We start from the raw sequence: 1,488 nt of genomic DNA on the forward strand, positions 1-1,488 counted from the left end.
CCCAAGACGTGGTCAAAAAGACTTTTGCCATTACCCTCTGCCTAAAGGACGTAAATCCACATTAAATCCTGTGATTTGGTTCCAATGAATGCCTTCAGGAATGCGCAATTTAAAGCGGTGATAACGATTGCGCGAACGACCATGATAAGCACCCGTGACATATGAACATGCCCTCTCTTGGTGCCATGTAATCGGTGTCTGATTATTGCGAAGCCGACGCTCTCCTATGCTTAAAAGACCTTCCGTCGTATCAACTTCAGCAAACATCTTCGTGATAAAGTTAAAACTTCCATCTGGTGCTCCCAATTCTTGCGAAACAACCGTTGCTTCCATCGGCGCACCTGTAAACATAACAAGCCGATTTTGGTCATCAAAAGCACCAAGCATGGGTGCGCCACTTTGCCAACGAGGGCTGTCTAAAGAAGCCGGTAATGTCTCAAGATTGATCGAGATCTCATCTAACTGTTCTAAAGTATAACCTGTCGTAAATACTGGAAACAACGTGAAAGGTTTTCCCTGTAGCGTCGACCATTTCTGCAATCCCCAATCATAGACAAAGGTCGTTTGCTCGTTATTACCTCTTTTTAAGGACCAGTAAATCCGGTTATCAATGGGATCTATAACCCCTTGCATCTCATCAAGAGCAAACTTATCAAAGGTTTTAAAAACCGTTCTATCAACCTTCTCAAAGCCTATCGGCAAAAGTTGACCATCAGCACTGATCTGATAAAAACCACCATCACTCGCAAAAAAAGCATCACTCCCTCGACATGCTATAGAGGCTGCACTGCGCGCTCCGCGCTTGTCTTGGATCTTTTGAAAACTGTATACAAGTTCAGCCCCTGGAGTAAATAAACCAGCGTAAATAGCAGAACGCATAAAAATAAGGGGATTGGTGGATTCCGTCGCCCCTTGCACATATTCTCCATCTGGAAAATCTATATGATCACATTTTTTTTTACCTATTTCCCATAAATTTACATCGTTCAAACCTGACCAATGAATGCGACTGGGATTATCTGTCAATTGCATCAAACAAACAAAAGGTCCCCAAACTTTGACCAATCCTGCTTTCGGTGGATTTCCTTCTAAATCTTCAAACCGTTCAGAACTAAGGACCTTGAAAACTTGCGGCTTATCATTTTTATTCACCGCAATAACCATGTTTTTAAAAAGAGCAAACGACCATTTATTCTCTTCATTTGCTTGATAGGTCACACCACTTTGACTTATGTCTTTCCAACCCTGCGTTTGACTATCATAACTGTAAAGCTTTTTGGCTCCTCCTACGATTATCTTAACACCATTGCCACTTCTAAACGCTATGCACCCCAAAGGCTTTTCTTCCAAAGCATGAGACACAACCATTGCACTAGGCATGGGTATGTAACCGCCATCTGCTGGTAAAACATTCACAAGCGTATCCGTAAAGCTACCGTTGACGACCGAAACATCTGGTCTGTAATCAGCGATTGGAAAATAAACCAT

Annotated in this window: 1 protein-coding gene; it reads right to left on the reverse strand. The window is 42.5% G+C overall.

Annotated features, from left to right (window positions below; translation table 11 throughout):
• Nucleotides 1–30: 30 nt before the first annotated feature.
• Nucleotides 31–1,488 (reverse strand): hypothetical protein (locus ACFIMA_RS09245; protein WP_375693766.1); only part of this gene is annotated, 1,458 nt, incomplete at its 5' end.

This window comes from Bartonella sp. AP88HLJMH, assembly GCF_042195605.1.
Taxonomy (GTDB): Bacteria; Pseudomonadota; Alphaproteobacteria; order Rhizobiales; family Rhizobiaceae; genus Bartonella.